At 51.4% G+C, this 3075-nt stretch carries 1 rRNA gene; it reads right to left on the bottom strand.

Going from position 1 to position 3075, the window contains the following annotated elements:
• Positions 1-22: 22 nt before the first annotated feature.
• Positions 23-2914, bottom strand: a 23S ribosomal RNA gene (locus RYH74_RS26115).
• Positions 2915-3075: the final 161 nt, after the last annotated feature.

Below are 3075 nucleotides of genomic sequence, written 5' to 3'. Positions count from 1 at the left end.
GCGCAAATTGCTTGGGTGTTATATGGTCAAGCCTCACGGGCAATTAGTATTGGTTAGCTCAACGCCTCACAGCGCTTACACACCCAACCTATCAACGTCGTAGTCTTCGACGGCCCTTCAGGGGATTCAAGATCCCAGTGAGATCTCATCTTGAGGCAAGTTTCCCGCTTAGATGCTTTCAGCGGTTATCTCTTCCGAACATAGCTACCCGGCAATGCCACTGGCGTGACAACCGGAACACCAGAGGTTCGTCCACTCCGGTCCTCTCGTACTAGGAGCAGCCCCTCTCAAATCTCAAACGTCCACGGCAGATAGGGACCGAACTGTCTCACGACGTTCTAAACCCAGCTCGCGTACCACTTTAAATGGCGAACAGCCATACCCTTGGGACCGGCTTCAGCCCCAGGATGTGATGAGCCGACATCGAGGTGCCAAACACCGCCGTCGATATGAACTCTTGGGCGGTATCAGCCTGTTATCCCCGGAGTACCTTTTATCCGTTGAGCGATGGCCCTTCCATACAGAACCACCGGATCACTAAGACCTACTTTCGTACCTGCTCGACGTGTTTGTCTCGCAGTCAAGCGCGCTTTTGCCTTTATACTCTACGACCGATTTCCGACCGGTCTGAGCGCACCTTCGTACTCCTCCGTTACTCTTTGGGAGGAGACCGCCCCAGTCAAACTACCCACCATACACTGTCCTCGATCCGGATAACGGACCTGAGTTAGAACCTCAAAGTTGCCAGGGTGGTATTTCAAGGATGGCTCCATGAGAACTGGCGTCCCCACTTCAAAGCCTCCCACCTATCCTACACAAGCAAATTCAAAGTCCAGTGCAAAGCTATAGTAAAGGTTCACGGGGTCTTTCCGTCTAGCCGCGGATACACTGCATCTTCACAGCGATTTCAATTTCACTGAGTCTCGGGTGGAGACAGCGCCGCCATCGTTACGCCATTCGTGCAGGTCGGAACTTACCCGACAAGGAATTTCGCTACCTTAGGACCGTTATAGTTACGGCCGCCGTTTACCGGGGCTTCGATCAAGAGCTTCGCTTGCGCTAACCCCATCAATTAACCTTCCGGCACCGGGCAGGCGTCACACCCTATACGTCCACTTTCGTGTTTGCAGAGTGCTGTGTTTTTAATAAACAGTCGCAGCGGCCTGGTATCTTCGACCGGCATGGGCTTACGGAGCAAGTCCTTCACCCTCGCCGGCGCACCTTCTCCCGAAGTTACGGTGCCATTTTGCCTAGTTCCTTCACCCGAGTTCTCTCAAGCGCCTTGGTATTCTCTACCTAACCACCTGTGTCGGTTTGGGGTACGGTTCCCAGTTATCTGAAGCTTAGGAGCTTTTCTTGGAAGCATGGTATCAACCACTTCGTCGCCTAAAGGCAACTCGTCATCAGCTCTCGGCCTTGAAATCCCGGATTTGCCTAAGATTTCAGCCTACCACCTTAAACCTGGACAACCAACGCCAGGCTGGCCTAACCTTCTCCGTCCCTCCATCGCAATAACTGGAAGTACAGGAATATTAACCTGTTTTCCATCGACTACGCTTTTCAGCCTCGCCTTAGGGACCGACTAACCCTGCGTCGATTAACGTTGCGCAGGAAACCTTGGTCTTTCGGCGTGCGAGTTTTTCACTCGCATTGTCGTTACTCATGTCAGCATTCGCACTTCTGATACCTCCAGCAAGCTTCTCAACTCACCTTCACAGGCTTACAGAACGCTCCTCTACCGCGTCATCAAAGATGACACCCGTAGCTTCGGTGCATGGTTTGAGCCCCGTTACATCTTCCGCGCAGGCCGACTCGACTAGTGAGCTATTACGCTTTCTTTAAAGGGTGGCTGCTTCTAAGCCAACCTCCTAGCTGTCTAAGCCTTCCCACATCGTTTCCCACTTAACCATGACTTTGGGACCTTAGCTGACGGTCTGGGTTGTTTCCCTTTTCACGACGGACGTTAGCACCCGCCGTGTGTCTCCCATGCTCGGCACTTCCAGGTATTCGGAGTTTGCATCGGTTTGGTAAGTCGGGATGACCCCCTAGCCGAAACAGTGCTCTACCCCCTGGAGTGATACATGAGGCGCTACCTAAATAGCTTTCGAGGAGAACCAGCTATCTCCGAGCTTGATTAGCCTTTCACTCCGATCCACAGGTCATCCGCTAACTTTTCAACGGTAGTCGGTTCGGTCCTCCAGTCAGTGTTACCTAACCTTCAACCTGCCCATGGATAGATCGCCCGGTTTCGGGTCTATACCCAGCGACTAAACGCCCTATTAAGACTCGCTTTCGCTACGCCTCCCCTATTCGGTTAAGCTCGCCACTGAATATAAGTCGCTGACCCATTATACAAAAGGTACGCAGTCACCTAACAAAGTAGGCTCCCACTGCTTGTACGCATACGGTTTCAGGTTCTATTTCACTCCCCTCTCCGGGGTTCTTTTCGCCTTTCCCTCACGGTACTGGTTCACTATCGGTCAGTCAGTAGTATTTAGCCTTGGAGGATGGTCCCCCCATATTCAGACAAAGTTTCTCGTGCTCCGTCCTACTCGATTTCATTGACAAGAGATTTTCGTGTACGGGGCTATCACCCACTATGGCCGCACTTTCCAGAGCGTTCCACTAATCTCAAATCAACTTAAGGGCTGGTCCCCGTTCGCTCGCCACTACTAAGGGAATCTCGGTTGATTTCTTTTCCTCAGGGTACTTAGATGTTTCAGTTCCCCTGGTTCGCCTCTTGCACCTATGTATTCAGTACAAGATACTCAGCTTGTGCTGAGTGGGTTCCCCCATTCAGAGATCTCTGGATCACAGTCTGTTTGCCGACTCCCCAAAGCTTATCGCAGGCTACCACGTCTTTCATCGCCTCTGACTGCCAAGGCATCCACCGTATGCGCTTCTTCACTTGACCATATAACCCCAAGCAATCTGGTTATACTGTGAAGACGACATTCGCCGAAAATTCGCATGTTGCTCTTTCGAGCAGAACTCACAAATTTTACCTTAGCCTGATTTCCAGCAGTGAAACTGGTCATCAGTCTATATCTATCACATATCCGAATTTTTAAAGAA

The organism is Pseudomonas sp. LSJ-87 (assembly GCF_032971465.1).
Taxonomy (GTDB): Bacteria; Pseudomonadota; Gammaproteobacteria; order Pseudomonadales; family Pseudomonadaceae; genus Aquipseudomonas; species Aquipseudomonas putida_Z.
The sequence above is the reverse complement of the archived record's forward strand: the minus strand, read 5'-3'. Positions and strand labels throughout refer to the sequence as shown.